Raw genomic sequence first — 15,609 nt, 5'->3', positions numbered from 1 at the left:
GAGCACCGGCTCCAAAGCCCGGCAAAATAGACCCCTTATCAACTTGGAACGGGCCTGTCCGGCCCTCAAGCACACCATGCCATCTGCACCCCCTGACGCCTCACGCGCTTTCACGCTGAGCGACTTCGATTACCACCTGCCGCCTGAGTTGATCGCGCAACACCCCACGCCGGAGCGCAGCGCAGCGCGCTTGCTCGATGGCACCCGCTGGCCCCCAAGGGATCGCATTTTCCGCGACCTACCGGATTTCTTCAGCCCGCTGGACCTGCTGGTGTTCAACGACACGCAGGTGATGAAGGCGCGCCTGTATGGCGAGAAACCCTCGGGCGGCAAGGTGGAGCTGCTGATCGAGCGCGTGCTGCCCAGCTCTGGCCACGAGGTGCTGGCGCACCTGAAGGTGAGCAAGAAGCCGCCTGCAGGCACGGTGCTGCACCTGTGGCAGCGCGATGGCCGCTCGGTGGCTGCCCGAGCCACCCTGCTGGGGCGCTGGCCCGATGAGGAGGGCACCTTGTTTCGCTTGGCGCTCGATCAAGACCCTTATGCGCTGATGGCGGCGCACGGGCACGTGCCGCTGCCGCCCTATATTGAACACGCCGATGACGCGCAAGACGAGGAGCGCTACCAAACCGTGTTTGCCCAGCGCCCCGGCGCCGTGGCGGCCCCGACGGCGGCGCTGCACTTTGATCAGGGCGTGCTCGATGCGCTGGATCGGCTCGGGGTGCAGCGCGCCAGCGTGACGCTGCACATCGGGGCCGGCACCTTTGTGCCCTGCAAGAGCGAAAACATCCATGAGCATGTGATGCACAGCGAATGGTACGAGGTGCCTGCGGCCACCCAGCAAGCCATTGCCGACGCGCGCGCTCGCGGCGGCCGCGTGGTGGCGGTGGGCACGACCTCGGTGCGCACGCTGGAGAGCTGGGCGCGCACGGGTGCGGCCAGTGGCGACACGGCGCTCTACATCACGCCCGGGTTTGAGTTCGCGCTGGTGGATCGGCTCATCACCAACTTTCATCTGCCCAAGAGCACGCTGATGATGCTGGTGACGGCCTTTGCCGGTTACGATCACGTGATGGCGCTGTACAGTCATGCGGTGGCGCAACGTTACCGTTTTTTTAGCTACGGCGATTCGATGCTGCTGCAGCGCGCGAGCGTCTGAGCACACTTGCAACCGTCCACCCCACCACACCGCTCCACTGCCTCCCCCATGAACCCCGTCCAACGCACCGAAGTCGTTTTCAACACCGAAGACTTGTTGACCAGCCTGTGCAACTCGGTCACCAAGGTGCTGGGTGTGGCCACGCAGAGCTCGATCACCTACTCGGGCATGGTGCAGCGCATCCACAAGACCTGCCTCAAACCCGACATTGGCTGCTTCGTGCTGTTTGACGGCGGCTTTTCGGGCTTGGTGATCCTCAATTTCAGCGCCCCTGCGGCGCTGGAGATCTACCACAGCTACCTGGTGAGCATGGGCATGGCGCGGGAGGATCTGGCCAACTCGCACACCTCGGACGAGGTGGGCAACGTGATGGGTGAGCTGATGAACCAGGTGCTGGGCGATTTCACCAGCAAGGTGCAGCGCGAACTGCACACCCACATTTTGCAGAGCCAGCCCAAGATGCTGGTGCTGAGCAAGCAGGTGGTGCTGAGCGTGGACGCACATTTGGACCAGCCGGAGGCGCGGCGCGTGACGTTTTACACCGCACGCAACAACATTTTTTACTTGGAACTTGCCACCGACCGCACCGAGTTTGTACGGCTGTATGATTTTGAGCCCCAGGAAGCGCCAAACCCGGATGAATTAATGGAGCAGGCCGCCGCGCAACAGGCTCCTGCACCAGCGGCCGCCAAAGGGGGCGGCGACAGCGACACCGACGCCTTGCTGCGCTCGCTGGGCATGTGAGCGGCTGAGCACAGGCTTTTAGCGGCCCCAAGCCTCACGCGGCAGGGGGCGGCGCGCGTGGTTGGCCACCAGCAAGGCCAGCAGCGCCGAGGCCACGCGCGACTGCGGCCCGTCGGCGCGGCTGGTGAGCGCGATCGGCACGCGCGCGCCCAGCACGATGCCGGAGCCGGTGGCGCCGCCCAGGTATTCGAGCTGCTTGGCCAGCATGTTGCCGCTCTCCAAATCCGGCACCATCAGGATGTCGGCCTGGCCCGAGACCGGCGATTCGATGTGCTTGATGGCCGCGGCCTGCGCCGAAATGGCGTTGTCGAAAGCCAGCGGGCCGTCGAGCACGCCGCCCTTGATCTGGCCCCGATCCGCCATTTTGCACAGCGCCGCGGCTTCGATGGTGGAGGGGATGTTGGGGTTGACGGTCTCGACCGCCGACAAGATCGCCACTCGCGGCTGCTCCACGCCCAAGATGCGCGCAAAGTCGATCGCGTTTTGCACGATGTCGACCTTTTCGCTCAAGGAGGGGCGGATGTTGAGCGCGGCGTCGGTGATCAGCAGCGGCTTGCTGTAGAGCGGCACGTCGAAGCGAAACACGTGCGACATGCGGCGCCCGGTGCGCAGCTCGCGCCGCTGCAGCACGGCCGCGATCAGCTCGTCGGTGTGCAGGCTGCCTTTCATCAGGGCATCGACTTGGCCGGTGGCGGCCAGATCGGCCGCCAGCTCGGCGGCGGCGTGGCTGTGCGGCACGGGCAGGATTTGGCAATCAGCCAAGTCGAGCCCGGCTTCGCGCGCCACCGCCAGGATTTTTTCCTTGGGGCCGATCAACAACGGGATCATCAGGCCGTGGCGGGTGGCGTCGAGTGCGCCCGAGAGCGAGCCGGCGTCGCACGGGTGCACCACGGCGCAGCGCATCGGCGCCATGCCGTCGGCCAGCGAGAGCAGCTCGCGCAACCGGGCCTCGGGGTCGAGCAACTGCAGGCGCGGCAGGTTGGGCCGGGGCAAACGCAGCTTTTGCGTCGGGGCCAGCACCCGCGCCAGCCCCTGCAACACCCGCACCCCGTGCTGGTTGGTGGCGCTGCAGTCGAGTTCGACGCGCTTTTTGACCTCGTCTTTGGACACCACGGTGAGCAACACCTCGAGCGTGTCACCGATGTGCACTGATTGCAAAAACGTGAGCTGCTGCTCGAGGTAGATGGTGCCCGGGCCCGGGAACTGCGTGCCCAGCAGCGCCGAGACCAGCGCCCCACCCCACATGCCGTGCCCGACCACACCGTGCAGGCGGGTGTGCGGGGAATACTGCGGATCGAGGTGGGTGGGGTTGGTATCGCCCGACACGGCGGCGAAGGCTTGGATGTCTTGCTGCGTCAGGGTGCGCAGCAGGCGCGCCGTCTGGCCCAGCGCCAGTTCGTCGAAGGTGTGGTTTTCGAGCCACTCGGCAACTGATGGGGTGATGTTGTCCATTTGGCTAAGCAGGGGTGTTGGGCGCGCGACATGGGATGAAGCGCGCACCTCCGACAACGCCTTCACACCCCCTAGGCGCGATGCGGACCGGCCCACGGCAGCAATCCAAATCCTATTGGCCCTCATCCTAGCACTGCAATGCGACCTTAAAACAACTTTTGTGACGCCAACGGGCTGGTTGCGGCGCCCGCACCGCCGACTGGGCGAAAATCGCGCCCATGTTGCAGTTTGAAATCCTCGCTACCGACCCCACCAGCCACGCGCGCCGCGGCCGCCTGAGCCTGCGCCACGGCGTGGTGCAAACCCCGATTTTTATGCCGGTGGGCACCTACGGCACCGTCAAGGGGGTGCTGCCGCAGAGCTTGCAACAGATGGGGGCGCAGATCATTTTGGGCAACACCTTTCACCTCTGGCTGCGCCCGGGGCTGGAGGTGGTGCAAGGCTTTGGCGGCCTACACGGCTTTGAGAACTGGCAGGCGCCGATCTTGACCGATTCGGGTGGCTTCCAGGTCTGGAGCCTGGGCGCGATGCGCAAGATCAGCGAGCAGGGGGTGCAGTTTGCCAGCCCGGTGAATGGAGACAAGCTGTTTCTGTCGCCCGAGGTGAGCATGCAGATTCAGACCGTGCTCGACAGCGACATCGCGATGCAGTTCGACGAATGCACCCCCTACTGGCAAGGCGATGGTGCGGCTGCGGCCAAGGGCGGCAGCGGCCACGTGACGACCGAGGCCGAGGCGCGCGCCAGCATGGAGCTGAGCCTGCGCTGGGCACGGCGCTCGCAGGCCGAGTTTGCGCGCCTGCAAAACCCGAACGCGCTGTTTGGCATCGTGCAAGGCGGGATGTTCGAGCACCTGCGGCTGGAATCGCTGCAGGCGCTGGTGGATCTGGATTTGCCCGGCTACGCCATCGGCGGCGTGAGCGTGGGCGAGCCCAAGGAGCTGATGCGCCAGATCATGGCCCACACCCCGCACCGGCTGCCGGCGCACAAGCCGCGCTACCTGATGGGGGTGGGCACACCCGAGGATTTGGTGCAGGGCGTGGCCGACGGCGTGGATATGTTCGACTGCGTGATGCCGACACGCAACGCGCGCAACGGCACCTTGTTCACACGCTATGGCGACCTGAAAATCCGCAATGCCCGCCACCGCCACGACCCGCAGCCGATCGACCCTTCGTGCAGCTGCACCGCCTGCGCGGGCCCCGAGGGTGTGCCCTGGGAGCAAGGCGGGCGCGGCGGCTTTTCCCGCGCTTACCTGCACCACCTCGAGCGTTGCGGCGAGATGCTGGCGCCGATGCTGGCCAGCATCCACAACCTGCACTACTACCTCAACTTGATGCGCGAGCTGCGCGCGGCGCTGGAGGCGGGCGCTTTCGCGGCTTGGCGCGCGCGCTTTGCGGTGGAGCGCTCGCGCGGGGTGTAGCGGCGGCTTCGGCCGGTGCCGCCGCTGCGGCCGATTGGGCGCTGGCCATGGCTTCGGTGCTGGCTTGCACGCTGTGTGCCATGTGCTCGGTGGCGCGGCTGGCGTGCGCGGACATGTCGCGCAGCGCCTCATTGGCGATGGTTTGAAACTGCTCGGTGAGGGCGCCCCACCACTGCACGGGATCGACTGCGGGCGGCGTGGTGCCCGGCTGCGCGGGCGCCGCGGGCGCATCAGCGGCTGCGGCCTGCTTGGCGGCCTGCTTGGCGGCCGGCGCCGGCGCCGGCGCCGGCTCGGCTTGGGCGCTTTGGGCGCTTTGCGGCCAGCCGGCGGTGGTGCGGGCTGCGCCGGTGGCGGCCTCTGCGGCAGGCGCAGGTTTGGCCACAAAGGACTCGGCCATTTCCTGCATGCTCACGTTCATGCCCCGGAGCGTGAGCAGGGTCATTTTCTGCAACTCCAGCGCCTGGATCGTGGCGGCCAGGGCCTTGGTGTTTTGATCGAGCCAGAAATGCACCGCGCGCAAGTCGTGGATGCGTTTGTCGAGTTCCTCGGGATCGAACACCGGTGCGATCCAGTGGCTCATGGGCGGCAGACCCGGCAGCGCAGCGGCGGCGCCGCCCAAACCGGTCGCGCCGTGCTGGCTGAGCTTGCTCAAAAAATCGAAGCCGGGTATGGTGTGGGCGTGATTCGGTGGTTCTTGGCTTGACATGGCGCGCTCCTCTGCTTGCGCAGATCATGCCACAGGACACGGGCGCTGTGGTGCGCGTCTATCGGCACGGATGGCGCGGGAGGGGCGGCATGGATGGCACTGTCGCAACGGCACCCTTGCGCTGCGTCAACACCCGGCGCGGGTTTTTGCCGCACAATGCAAGCGTATGCAGCACTAGGAGCCTTCGCCATGAGCCTGAACATTTCCGACACCTTTGCCTCGCAGTTGCAGCAAATGCGCACCGATCTGATCGCGCAGTTGCGGGCGCAGCGCGGTGGCAAGATTGGCCGCGCCGAGGCGGCGCCCGACCGCCACGACGTGCAAAGCGGAGACCGGGCGCAAAACGAGGCCGAACGCGATCTGGCGATGGCCATCGATGTGCGCGAGACCGAAGCCCTGTCGGCCATCGACGCTGCGCTCAAGCGCATCGAAGCCGGCAGCTATGGCCTGTGCACCGCCTGCGGGGTCGAAATCCCGACCGCGCGCCTGCACGCCAACCCGACGGCGGCGCGCTGCGTGAGCTGCCAAAGCCAGCTCGAGCATGCGCGCGCCGAGCCCCATCCATCGATGTAAGCGCCGTGCAGTCCGCCTGCGAGCTTGGCACGGCTGAGCAGCCGAATCGGCGCCAATGCTTGGCTTGGGCGCTGGCGCTGGGCCTGGCTGGCGGCGGCGCAGCCCAAGCCACCCCGGCTGCGCAGATGAACCCGCGCAAGGGGCCTTCGGCATGGCCCGAGCGGCTGCAGCTGGACTACGAGGTCAGCGCGCGCGTGGGCTCCCTGCCGCTGCGCGCCAGCGGCCAACTGCAGTGGCTGCTGCAAGGCGACCTGTACGAGGCCAGCCTGACCATGCGCTTGCCGCTGGTGGGCGCGCGCATCCAGCGCTCGCGCGGGCGGCTGCTGCCCAATGGTGTGCAACCGCTGGCTTTCAGTGACCAAACCCGGCGCCTGCGCCGCTTCGAGCTGGACTGGGCCGCGCTGCGCTACCGCCACCAACGCGACCACGAGGCCGAGCAGGTCGGCCCCCTGCAAACGGGCACCCAAGACCGGCTCAGCTTGTTTTTCGAGCTCGCCCGGCGGTTGCGCCTGCAGCCTCCGGTTGCCGATGCGCTCTGGACCGTGCCCGTGCTGGGCGCGGGCGGGGTGCAGCCTTGGACGCTGCGGCTGCGCGCCCAAGAGCCCACCGAAACCCCGGCGGGCGTGTTGCCGGCGTGGCGGCTGGCGCGCCACAACACGCAACCCGAGGACACGCGCATGAGCCTGTGGCTGGCCGAAACCGTGCACTTTTTGCCCGTGCGCATCCTGCTGCAAGAACCCGATGGCGACTGGGCTGACCAGCGCCTGCGGCAACTGCCCCAAGCTTGAACAAATGCGCTAGCGCCCCATCTAAAGACCATGCACCTCGCGGCGGCCACCGCAGCCCAAGCCCTTGCAAGGTTTTCCGTTTCAGCGCACAGTACGACCATGCACACGCTCTACGACTCCGACACCTTCGTGGTGGTCCACATCTTGGCGCAAGCCCCGTCCCTGCCGGCGGGGTTGCCCGGCGTGGCGCAGCTCGGCATTGAAGGCTTGGTTGCGACATCCGCGCCCGACACGGCCGCGCACCAAATGCCCCGGCACGGCTTCGAGATCGTGGACAAGCGCTCGGGCAAAGAGGTCTATCTGGACGGCTCTTGGGCCGAACTGTTCCAGCAGCAGATCCACGCCTGGCAGCGCAACACCCCGACCCAAGAGGAAGTGGAAGACACGCTGGAAGGCTACGCCACGCTGGCGCAAACTCCGGTGGCGGTGCACTGAGGGGCGCACGGAGCGCCCATCACCCTTTTAACGCCTGCGCCCACCCCCCAGCAGGCTGCCCAGCACGCCGCGCACCAGTTGGCGCCCGACGTGGCTGGCGGCAGCGCGCGCTGCCGTCTGGGCCATGGTTTGCAGCAGACCGTGGGTCTGACCGCCGCGTGGCCCGGTGCGCCCGAGCAAGGCATCTTGCAGCATGCCTGCCATGCCGCCCGAGCCGGCTGCGCTGGCTGGTGCGCGTGCCCCTGTGCTGGCAGCCTGGCCTCGCGTGCCGACTGCGGGCTCATTGGCCAGCGCAGCTTCGGCGTGCTGGCGCAACAGCTCGTAGGCGCTTTCACGGTCCAGCACCTGCTCATAGACCCCGGCCACCAGCGACTGCTGCATCAGCGTCTGGCGCTGCGCCGGCGTGATCGGGCCGAGCTGGCTGCCCGGTGGCAGCACGTAGGCGCGCGCGGTCTCGTGCGGCCGGCCCTTGGCGTCGAGCAGGCTCACCAGCGCCTCGCCCAGCGCCAGTTCGGTGATCGCAGCCTCGATGTCGAGCCCGGCCTTGGGGCGCATGGTCTGCGCCGTGGCGCGCACCGCTTTTTGGTCGCGCGGGGTGAAAGCGCGCAGCGCGTGTTGGATGCGGTTGCCCAACTGGCCCAGCACCGCATCGGGGATGTCGAGCGGGTTTTGCGTGACGAAATACACCCCCACGCCCTTGGAGCGCACCAGCCGCACCACCAGCTCGATGCGCTCGACCAGCACCTTGGGCGCGTCTTTGAACAACAGGTGCGCCTCGTCAAAAAAGAACACCAGCTTGGGCTTTTCGGGGTCGCCGATCTCGGGCAGTTGCTCGAACAACTCGGACAGCATCCAGAGCAAAAAGGTGGCGTAGAGGCGTGGCGCGTTCAACAGCCGATCGGCGGCCAAAATGTTGACCACGCCCTGCCCGCCCACGGTTTGCATGAAGTCGTTCAGGTCGAGCATGGGCTCGCCAAAGAACTGCTCGCCGCCCTGGCTCTCGATCTGCAGCAGACCGCGCTGGATCGCGCCAACGCTGGCGGCGCTGATGTTGCCGTATTCGGTGGTGTATTGGCGCGCGTTGTCGCCCAGGTGCTGCAGCATGGCGCGCAAGTCTTTGAGGTCGAGCAGCAGCAGGCCTTGGTCGTCAGCGATTTTGAACACCAGGTTGAGCACGCCGGCCTGGGTGTCGTTGAGGTCGAGCATGCGCGCCAGCAGCAGCGGCCCCATGTCCGACACGGTGGCGCGCACCGGGTGCCCCTGCTCGCCAAACACATCCCAGAGCGTGGTCGGGCAAGCCAGCGGCTCGGGCGCAGCCAAGTCGCGATCAGCCAGCACCTGCGCCAGCTTGGGGCCGATCTGGCCGCGCTGGCTGATGCCGCTCAGGTCGCCCTTGACGTCGGCCATGAACACCGGCACCCCCAAGCCCGAGAAACGCTCGGCCATGGTCTGCAAGGTCACGGTTTTGCCGGTGCCGGTGGCCCCGGTGATGAGGCCGTGGCGGTTCGCCAGCCCGGGCAGCAGCTGGCATTCGGTGGTGGCGTTGCGCGCGATCAACAGCGGTTCGGGCATGGCTTGGGGCTCCCAAAATTGAACTCACGCAGTGTAAGGGCTGGGCCAAGGGGCCAATGGTGGGCTGCGCTGACCCGCTGGGCGGGTCTAGACAAACAGACACTGTCACTTTACCAAAACAATCATTTGCTTTAGACTGCAGGCGTTGGAGTGGGGGCCGTACGTGGCACCTTTCAGGCTGCTGCAACCTTGCAGGCCCTATGCCGACAAATTTAGGTTGACCTTAAATCCAGGAGTACTTTCATGCACAAACACATCCGGTTTTGGCTTCTGCTGCTGGCCTCGCTCTGGTTTGCCGCCGGCGCGTGGGCGCAGAGCTACTACGTGGACATCACCAACCGCACCGGGTTCGTGATCACGCACATCTACATCAGCCCAGCCGATTCGAGCAGCTGGGAAGCAGACGTGCTGGGCAACAAGGTGCTGGCCCGGGATGCGACCCAGCGCGTCACGCTCAACGGCTACCGCAGCCCGATCTTCGACATCAAACTGGTCGATACCGACGGCGACACCTACACCTACTGGAAGGTCGATGTGTCCAAGCGCGACATCGTGGCGCGACCGGAACACCTCGATCGGCGCTAAACCACCGCCCGACTGGCACCGGGTGCTGGCGCTTTAGTTGACGATCTGGATCGACTTGACCCACATGTAGCGCCCGCGCAGCCCTTGGTCGATCTCGCCGTGCAGCTGCACCCGGGTTTCGGGGCTGACGCGGCGGCCTTGCCAGAGGGCAGACTCGATCTCGACCCGCATCTCGCCGCTGGCGTCGCGGAACAGGTAGTACTGCTCGCGCTGGTGCGCCACGATGTGGCCGCTGAGGGTGACATAGCTGCCCAGCCGCACCTGTTGCGCTTGCAGCACCGTGCTGGCGCTGACGCTCACGCTGGGGCCGGTGAACTGGGCTTGGGCCAGAGAAACGCCTGCAGCGAGCAGCGCGGCGGCGAGGATTTTGTGCATGGTGTGGCTTCCTTTATTCGATGGCCTTGACCATGTCTTCGACCACCTTTTTCGCGTCGCCAAACACCATCATGGTTTTGTCCATGTAGAACAGGTCGTTGTCGAGGCCGGCGTAGCCTGCGGCCATGGAGCGCTTGTTGACGATCACGGTCTTGGCCTTGTAGGCCTCGAGGATCGGCATGCCGTAGATGGCGCTGCCTTTTTGCAGCGCCGCCGGGTTCACCACGTCGTTGGCGCCCAGGATGATGGCTACGTCGGCCTGGCCGAACTCGCTGTTGATGTCCTCCATCTCGAATACTTGGTCGTAGGGCACTTCGGCCTCGGCCAGCAGCACGTTCATGTGGCCCGGCATGCGGCCGGCCACAGGGTGGATGGCGTACTTGACCGTGATGCCTTTGTCGGCCAGCTTGTGCGCCAGCTCTTTGACCGCGTGCTGCGCCCGCGCCACCGCCAGCCCGTAGCCGGGGACGATGATCACGGTCTCGGCGTTGCCCAAGATGAAGGCGGCGTCGTCGGCGCTGCCGCTCTTGACGCTGCGCTGCGCGGCACCGGCGGCCACTACGCCCTCTTCGCCGCCGAAGCCACCCAGAATGACGCTAAAGAAGCTGCGGTTCATGGCCTTGCACATGATGTAGCTCAGGATCGCGCCCGAGCTGCCCACCAACGAGCCGGCGATGATCAACATGCTGTTGTTGAGGCCAAAACCGATGCCCGCCGCCGCCCAGCCCGAGTAGCTGTTGAGCATGGAGACCACCACCGGCATGTCGGCGCCGCCAATGGGGATGATGATCAGCACCCCGATGACGAAGGCCAGCGCCGTGAGCACGATGAACGCGGTCCAGTTGCCGGTGGCGGCAAAATAGGCGCCCAGGGCGATGATCACCAGCCCGAGCACGAGGTTGAGCTTGTGCTGGCCGGCAAACACCACCGGCGCGCCCTGAAACAGGCGGAATTTGTATTTGCCGCTGAGCTTGCCGTAAGCGATCACCGAACCGCTGAAGGTGATGGCACCGATGGCTGAGCCCAAAAAGAGCTCGATCTTGTTGCCCAGGGGAATGGCCTCGCCGCGCTCGGCGATGCCAAAGGCCCAGGGCTCGGCCACGGCGGCGATGGCGATGAACACCGCCGCCAGCCCGACCATGCTGTGCATGAAGGCCACCAACTCGGGCATCTTGGTCATTTCGACCCGTTTGGCCAGATAGGTGCCAAAGCCGCCACCGACCACCATGCCGAGCAAAATCCACACCACGCCTTGGGTGGCGTTCACCCCTAGGTGCTGCGCCATGGTGAAAATCAAGCCAAAGGTGGTGAGGATGGCGATGCCCATGCCGGTCATGCCAAACACGCTGCCGCGCAGGGCCGACGTTGGGTGGCTCAGGCCCTTGAGGGCTTGGATCAGGCAGACCGAAGCCACCAAGTACAACAAAACGACCAGATCCATGCTCATTTGGCAGCCCCTTCAGCAGCAGATTTGCGCTCTTTTTTCTTGAACATCTCGAGCATGCGGCGCGTGACCAGAAAGCCGCCAAAGACGTTGACCGATGCCAGCACCACCGCCAGCACGCCCATGGTTTTGCCCAGCGTGGTTTCGGTCAGGGCAGCGGCCAGCATGGCGCCGACGATGATGATGGCCGAGATCGCGTTGGTCAGGGCGATGAGCGGCGTGTGCAGCGCCGGCGTGACGTTCCAGATCACGTGGTAGCCGACGTAGATCGCCAGCACGAAGATGATGAAGTTAAAAACGATGGGTGAGACGGCTTCCATGGCGCGGGTTCCTCGTTGGGGGTGGGGTGTGGTGGGGCGCAGCGGCTTTAGGGCTTGCGCCGCACTTCGCCCTGATGCGTCATCAGGCAGGCGGCGACGATGTCGTCGTCCAGCGGCACTTGCACCGCGCTGGCGTCTTTGGGCAGCACCAATTTGAGGAAGTCGAGCACGTTGCGCGCGTACAGCGCCGAGCTGTCGGCGGCCACCAGCGCGGGCAGGTTGGTCTCGCCGATCAGAAACACGCCGTGCTTTTGCACCGTGCGATCGGCCTCGGTCAGGGGGCAGTTGCCGCCCACGCCGTCGGGGCCTTTGCCGGCGGCCAGATCGACGATCACCGAGCCCGGCTTCATGCTGCGCACCATGTCTTCGGTGATCAGGGTCGGGGCGGCGCGGCCGGGGATCAGGGCGGTGCTGATGACCACGTCGGCCTGCGCCACGCGCTTGGCGACCTCGATCTTTTGGCGCTCGAGCCAGCTCGGGGGCATCGGCCGGGCGTAGCCGCCCACGCCTTCGGCGGCTTCTTTTTCTTCCGCGGTATCAAAGGGCACGTCGATGAACTTGGCGCCCAGCGATTCGACCTGCTCTTTGACGCTGGGGCGCACATCGGAGGCTTCGATCACCGCGCCCATGCGCTTGGCGGTGGCGATGGCCTGCAAGCCGGCCACCCCGACCCCGAGCACCACCAGACGCGCGGCCTTGATGGTGCCCGCCGCCGTCATGAGCATGGGGAACAGGCGCTGGTACTGGTTGGCGGCCAGCATCACGGCCTTGTAGCCGGCGATGTTGGCTTGGCTCGAGAGCACGTCGAGGCTTTGGGCGCGCGTGGTGCGCGGCGCGGCCTCGAGGGCGAAGCTGGTCAGGCCGGCTTGGGCCAGCGCCGCCAAGCCCACCGCATCGAAGGGGTTGAGCATACCGACCAAGGTGGCGCCGGGGCGCATGAGGGCCAGCTCGGGCGCGCTGGGCGCACGCACCTTGAGCACCAGCTCGGCCCCTAGGGCGCTGGCGGCAGCGACCACTTCGGCCCCGACCGCTTGGTAGGCGGCGTCGGGGGCGCTGGCAGCCACGCCGGCGCCGCTTTGCACGCGCACGCTATGACCCTGCGCCACCAGTTTTTTGACCGTTTCGGGCGTGGCAGCGACCCGCGTTTCGCCTGCCGCGCTTTCGGCCGGAACACCAATGTACATATGCAACTCCTGCAACTCAATTTGACTATCCGCGCTTGCCCGTAGCTTACAGGCATTTTCAGCCCTTTTTGCGCGGGCGCTGTGCCGATGCGGCCTCAACTACCGCAAGCGCGCGGGCGCACGGTGCGCCCTGCGTTGCGCGTTGTGGCCCGATAATCGATCCGCACGAACCTGCGCTGAACTCCGCGCCTGAGGGCGGCCGCCTTGAACGAACGCACGGGCAGCCGCCTCTAGACAGGAAGAATATACACCAGCCGGTATAAAGCCCCAACCCATGGCACTCAAATCCACCGTCTTCAAAGCCAGCCTGCACATCGCCGACATCGACCACGGCTACTACGCCGACCACGCCCTGACGCTGGCCCGGCACCCGAGCGAGACCGACGCGCGCCTGATGGCGCGGCTGGTGGCGCTGGTGCTCAACGCGCACCTGATCAAAGACTGGTGCGGCGGCGACGCCACGCTGGCCTTTGGCGCCGGTTTATCCGACCCGCAAGACCCGGACGTGCATTTGACAGACTTCACCGGGCGCAAGCGGCTGTGGGTGGAGGTGGGGCAGCCCGAGGCCAAACCCCTGTCCAAGGCCTGCAGCCAAGCCGATGCGGTGCGCGTCTATGCCTATGGGCCGGCGGCCGAGGTCTGGTGGCAGGGGGCACAGGGCGCGCTGGCGCGGCTGGACAAACTGCAGGTTTGGCGCCTGCCCAGCGCCGAGATGCAGGCGCTGGCCGCCTTGGCCGAGCGCAGCATGGCCTTGCAAGCCACGCTGCACGACGGGGCGCTGACGCTCTCGAGCCCCAGCGCCACGGTGACGCTGGAGCCGCTGCGCTGGCAATAAGCCTTCCCATAGGGCCGACCCCCGGCCCAGCGGGTCCGTGATTGGGCCACCTAGGCCGGGCTTAGCCAGCGAGTAGGCCCGTGTTCAGGCCAACGCCAAGGCCAGCGCCGCCAAGGCCGCGGTTTCGCTGCGCAGCACCCGCGGCCCCAGGCTGACCGGGGCAAAGACGTGGGCCCGCAGAGCCTGCTCCTCGGCCGCCGCCAGCCCCCCTTCGGGCCCCAGCACCAGACACAGCGGCCGCGTGCGCGGCTGCACCTGCGCCAGCGCGGCCGGCCAAGGCTGGCTGCCAGAGGCCAGCGACAACACGGCGCGCCACGGTGCCGCCGCGTCGGACTCGGCACCCACAGCGCCATCCAAGGCCCCCAAGGCCTGCACCCACGGCAGCAGGGCTTGCACCGGGAGGATGGGCGGCACGTGGTTGGCGCCGCACTGCTCGCAGGCGCTCACTGCCACCGCCTGCCAGTGCGCCACTTTTTTGGCGGCGCGCTCGCCTTGCAGGCGCAGCACGCTGCGCTCGGTGTGCAGCGGCTGGATGCTGGCCACGCCGAGTTCGGTGGCCTTTTCCACCAGCCAGTCCATGCGCTCGTTGGCCGGCATGCCGACGGCCAGGTGCACCGGCCGCAGCGGCGCGGGCGCGCCGGGGCGCAGCGCATGCACCTGCACCTGCACCCGGTTGCGCCCCATCTGCAGCACCTCGGCCACGGCCTCGCTGCCGTGCGCGCAGCCGCCAAAGAGGGTGAGCGCAGCGCCCGGCTGCAGGCGCAGCACCTGCACGTGGCGCGTGGCGGCGGCACCCAGCTCCAGCGTCTGGCCCGGGTGCAGCGGCTCGGGGTGGTGGATGCGCGGCATGGCGGGGCTAGGACTGGAGCTAGGACTGGGGCCGAGCGCCTTCAGACGCGGCCGTAGGCAAAACCGCTGGCCCCTTGCCAGCCTTCGACCTCGTCGATCAGGCGCAGCAGCGGCGTGAGCTCGCGGTAGCGCAGCGCCGTGGAGCGGATGTAGTGGATGAAGCGCGGGGCGTCGGCCAGGTACTTGGCTTTGCCGTCGCGCAAGGTGAGGCGCGCAAAAATGCCCGCTACCTTCAGGTGCCGCTGCAGCGCCATCCAATCCACCGCGCGGTAAAAAGCGCCGAAGTCGCTGCTCCAGCCGTCGAAGTCGAGCAGCCCGGCGCGGCGCGCCTGCTCCCAGTAGCGCACCGTCACGTCGAGCACCACTTCTTCGTCCCAGCTCAAAAAGGCGTCGCGCATCAGGCTGGCGATGTCGTAGGTCAGCGGGCCATAGACGGCGTCCTGGAAGTCGAGCACGCCCAAGCGGCGCTGCGCTTGGCTGGGCTCGAAACCGCCGTGGGGCAGCATGAGGTTGCGCGGCATGAAGTCGCGGTGCACAAAGCCCAGCGGGGCCGCGAGGTTGCGCTGCACGATCAGATCGAAGCTGTGCTGCAAGCTGGCCTGCTGCGCCGCGCTCAGTTCGAACGCCTTGTGGCGCCCCAGATACCAATCGGGGAACAGCTGCAGCTCGCGCCGCAGCAAGGCAGCGTCGTAGGCCGGCAGCAGCCCCGGCTGGCTGGCTTGCTGCCAGGCCAGCAAGGCGGCGAGCGCGTCTTTGAAGTAGGGCAAGGCGGCGTCGGGCTGGGCCGGGTCCAGCACCTCGAGCAAGGTCTGCGCGCCCAGGTCGCTCAGCAGCATGAAGCCCTGCTCGGGCTGCCACGCCAGTACCTCGGGCACGCGCACCCCGGCTTGGCGCAGCAAGGCCGCCACCTGCACGAAGGGCCGGCAGTCTTCGCGCTCGGGCGGCGCGTCCATGACGATGCAGCTGCCCCCCTGCAGGCGGTCGAGGCGCAGGTAGCGCCTGAAGCTGGCGTCGGCCGAGGCCAAGCGCAAGCTGGCGGGCACCAAGGCGTGCGCCGGCGCTTGCTCGGCCAGCCAGGCCTCAAAGGCGGCCGCACGCGCCGGGTCGCTCCAGGTGATGGGCTCGGGCGCAATCGGGTCGGCAGGGTTCATGGGTGGAGCGGTCGGGCGC

At 67.0% G+C, this 15,609-nt stretch carries 17 protein-coding genes; 8 read left to right on the top strand and 9 right to left on the bottom strand.

Annotated features, from left to right (window positions below; all coding sequences use genetic code 11):
• Window positions 1–76: 76 nt before the first annotated feature.
• Together queA and SMCB_RS11785 are read left to right on the top strand one after the other, a co-directional pair.
• Window positions 77–1,156 carry a tRNA preQ1(34) S-adenosylmethionine ribosyltransferase-isomerase QueA gene (queA, locus tag SMCB_RS11790; protein WP_045537227.1) on the top strand — a complete coding sequence of 360 codons (1,080 nt, stop codon included), beginning with the start codon at window positions 77–79 and terminating at the stop codon, window positions 1,154–1,156.
• A gap of 48 nt (window positions 1,157–1,204) precedes the next feature.
• The gene (locus SMCB_RS11785; RefSeq protein ID WP_045537225.1) at window positions 1,205–1,900 is read left to right on the top strand and encodes a DUF3334 family protein; all 696 of its coding nucleotides are present in this window, start codon (window positions 1,205–1,207) and stop codon (window positions 1,898–1,900) included.
• Between the two features lie 18 nt (window positions 1,901–1,918).
• On the opposite strand, the gene SMCB_RS11780 is transcribed toward SMCB_RS11785, so the two are convergent.
• Window positions 1,919–3,352, bottom strand: a complete 1,434-nt coding sequence (locus tag SMCB_RS11780) for a bifunctional enoyl-CoA hydratase/phosphate acetyltransferase (protein ID WP_045537224.1) — start codon at window positions 3,350–3,352, stop codon at window positions 1,919–1,921.
• A 218-nt stretch (window positions 3,353–3,570) separates the two neighbouring features.
• Here SMCB_RS11780 and tgt point away from each other — a divergent pair, with 218 nt between their 5' ends.
• On the top strand, window positions 3,571–4,773 hold the full coding sequence (gene tgt / locus SMCB_RS11775) for a tRNA guanosine(34) transglycosylase Tgt (RefSeq protein ID WP_045537223.1): 1,203 nt from the start codon (window positions 3,571–3,573) through the stop codon (window positions 4,771–4,773).
• Here tgt and SMCB_RS11770 read toward each other — a convergent pair.
• Window positions 4,679–5,479: a PhaM family polyhydroxyalkanoate granule multifunctional regulatory protein gene (locus tag SMCB_RS11770; RefSeq protein ID WP_045537221.1), complete on the bottom strand. Its 801-nt coding sequence runs from the start codon at window positions 5,477–5,479 to the stop codon at window positions 4,679–4,681. The genes tgt and SMCB_RS11770 overlap by 95 nt on opposite strands.
• A gap of 189 nt (window positions 5,480–5,668) precedes the next feature.
• On the opposite strand from SMCB_RS11770, the gene SMCB_RS11765 reads away from it, so the two are divergent.
• From SMCB_RS11765 to SMCB_RS11755, 3 genes are all read left to right on the top strand, one after another.
• Window positions 5,669–6,052, top strand: a complete 384-nt coding sequence (locus SMCB_RS11765) for a TraR/DksA family transcriptional regulator (RefSeq protein ID WP_045537219.1) — start codon at window positions 5,669–5,671, stop codon at window positions 6,050–6,052.
• A gap of 5 nt (window positions 6,053–6,057) precedes the next feature.
• Complete coding sequence (locus SMCB_RS11760) at window positions 6,058–6,840, top strand: DUF3108 domain-containing protein (protein ID WP_144400359.1); 783 nt, start codon at window positions 6,058–6,060, stop codon at window positions 6,838–6,840.
• A 99-nt stretch (window positions 6,841–6,939) separates the two neighbouring features.
• Entirely contained in the window at window positions 6,940–7,275 is a 336-nt protein-coding gene (locus tag SMCB_RS11755; RefSeq protein ID WP_045537215.1) for a BTH_I0359 family protein, read from the top strand.
• Between the two features lie 27 nt (window positions 7,276–7,302).
• On the opposite strand, the gene SMCB_RS11750 is transcribed toward SMCB_RS11755, so the two are convergent.
• The gene (locus tag SMCB_RS11750) at window positions 7,303–8,847 is read right to left on the bottom strand and encodes a helicase HerA-like domain-containing protein (protein ID WP_045537213.1); all 1,545 of its coding nucleotides are present in this window, start codon (window positions 8,845–8,847) and stop codon (window positions 7,303–7,305) included.
• 243 nt (window positions 8,848–9,090) lie between these two features.
• Here SMCB_RS11750 and SMCB_RS11745 point away from each other — a divergent pair, with 243 nt between their 5' ends.
• Window positions 9,091–9,432, top strand: coding sequence for a hypothetical protein (locus SMCB_RS11745; RefSeq protein ID WP_045537211.1), 342 nt, complete (start codon window positions 9,091–9,093; stop codon window positions 9,430–9,432).
• 33 nt (window positions 9,433–9,465) lie between these two features.
• On the opposite strand, the gene SMCB_RS11740 is transcribed toward SMCB_RS11745, so the two are convergent.
• Genes SMCB_RS11740 through SMCB_RS11725 form a run of 4 tightly spaced genes read right to left on the bottom strand, consistent with a single transcriptional unit; the run spans window position 9,466 to window position 12,755 of the window.
• Window positions 9,466–9,807, bottom strand: a complete 342-nt coding sequence (locus SMCB_RS11740; RefSeq protein WP_045537210.1) for a YgiW/YdeI family stress tolerance OB fold protein — start codon at window positions 9,805–9,807, stop codon at window positions 9,466–9,468.
• A 13-nt stretch (window positions 9,808–9,820) separates the two neighbouring features.
• On the bottom strand, window positions 9,821–11,254 hold the full coding sequence (locus SMCB_RS11735; RefSeq protein ID WP_045537207.1) for an NAD(P)(+) transhydrogenase (Re/Si-specific) subunit beta: 1,434 nt from the start codon (window positions 11,252–11,254) through the stop codon (window positions 9,821–9,823).
• A complete protein-coding gene (locus SMCB_RS11730) occupies window positions 11,251–11,571 on the bottom strand; it encodes an NAD(P) transhydrogenase subunit alpha part 2 (RefSeq protein WP_045537206.1) in 321 nt (106 codons plus the stop codon). The genes SMCB_RS11735 and SMCB_RS11730 overlap by 4 nt, the downstream gene beginning before the upstream one ends.
• 47 nt (window positions 11,572–11,618) lie before the next feature.
• Complete coding sequence (locus SMCB_RS11725) at window positions 11,619–12,755, bottom strand: Re/Si-specific NAD(P)(+) transhydrogenase subunit alpha (RefSeq protein WP_045537205.1); 1,137 nt, start codon at window positions 12,753–12,755, stop codon at window positions 11,619–11,621.
• A 274-nt stretch (window positions 12,756–13,029) separates the two neighbouring features.
• On the opposite strand from SMCB_RS11725, the gene SMCB_RS11720 reads away from it, so the two are divergent.
• Window positions 13,030–13,590, top strand: coding sequence for a YaeQ family protein (locus SMCB_RS11720; protein ID WP_045537204.1), 561 nt, complete (start codon window positions 13,030–13,032; stop codon window positions 13,588–13,590).
• Between the two features lie 84 nt (window positions 13,591–13,674).
• Here the strand turns inward: SMCB_RS11720 and SMCB_RS11715 are convergent, their stop codons facing one another.
• Window positions 13,675–14,439 carry a 16S rRNA (uracil(1498)-N(3))-methyltransferase gene (locus tag SMCB_RS11715; RefSeq protein ID WP_045537203.1) on the bottom strand — a complete coding sequence of 255 codons (765 nt, stop codon included), beginning with the start codon at window positions 14,437–14,439 and terminating at the stop codon, window positions 13,675–13,677.
• 41 nt (window positions 14,440–14,480) lie between these two features.
• Window positions 14,481–15,590, bottom strand: coding sequence for an aminoglycoside phosphotransferase family protein (locus tag SMCB_RS11710; RefSeq protein ID WP_045537202.1), 1,110 nt, complete (start codon window positions 15,588–15,590; stop codon window positions 14,481–14,483).
• Window positions 15,591–15,609: the final 19 nt, after the last annotated feature.

The organism is Serpentinimonas maccroryi, from assembly GCF_000828915.1.
In the GTDB taxonomy this organism is placed as follows: Bacteria; Pseudomonadota; Gammaproteobacteria; order Burkholderiales; family Burkholderiaceae_C; genus Serpentinimonas; species Serpentinimonas maccroryi.
This window is presented reverse-complemented; position numbering and strand designations above follow the sequence as displayed.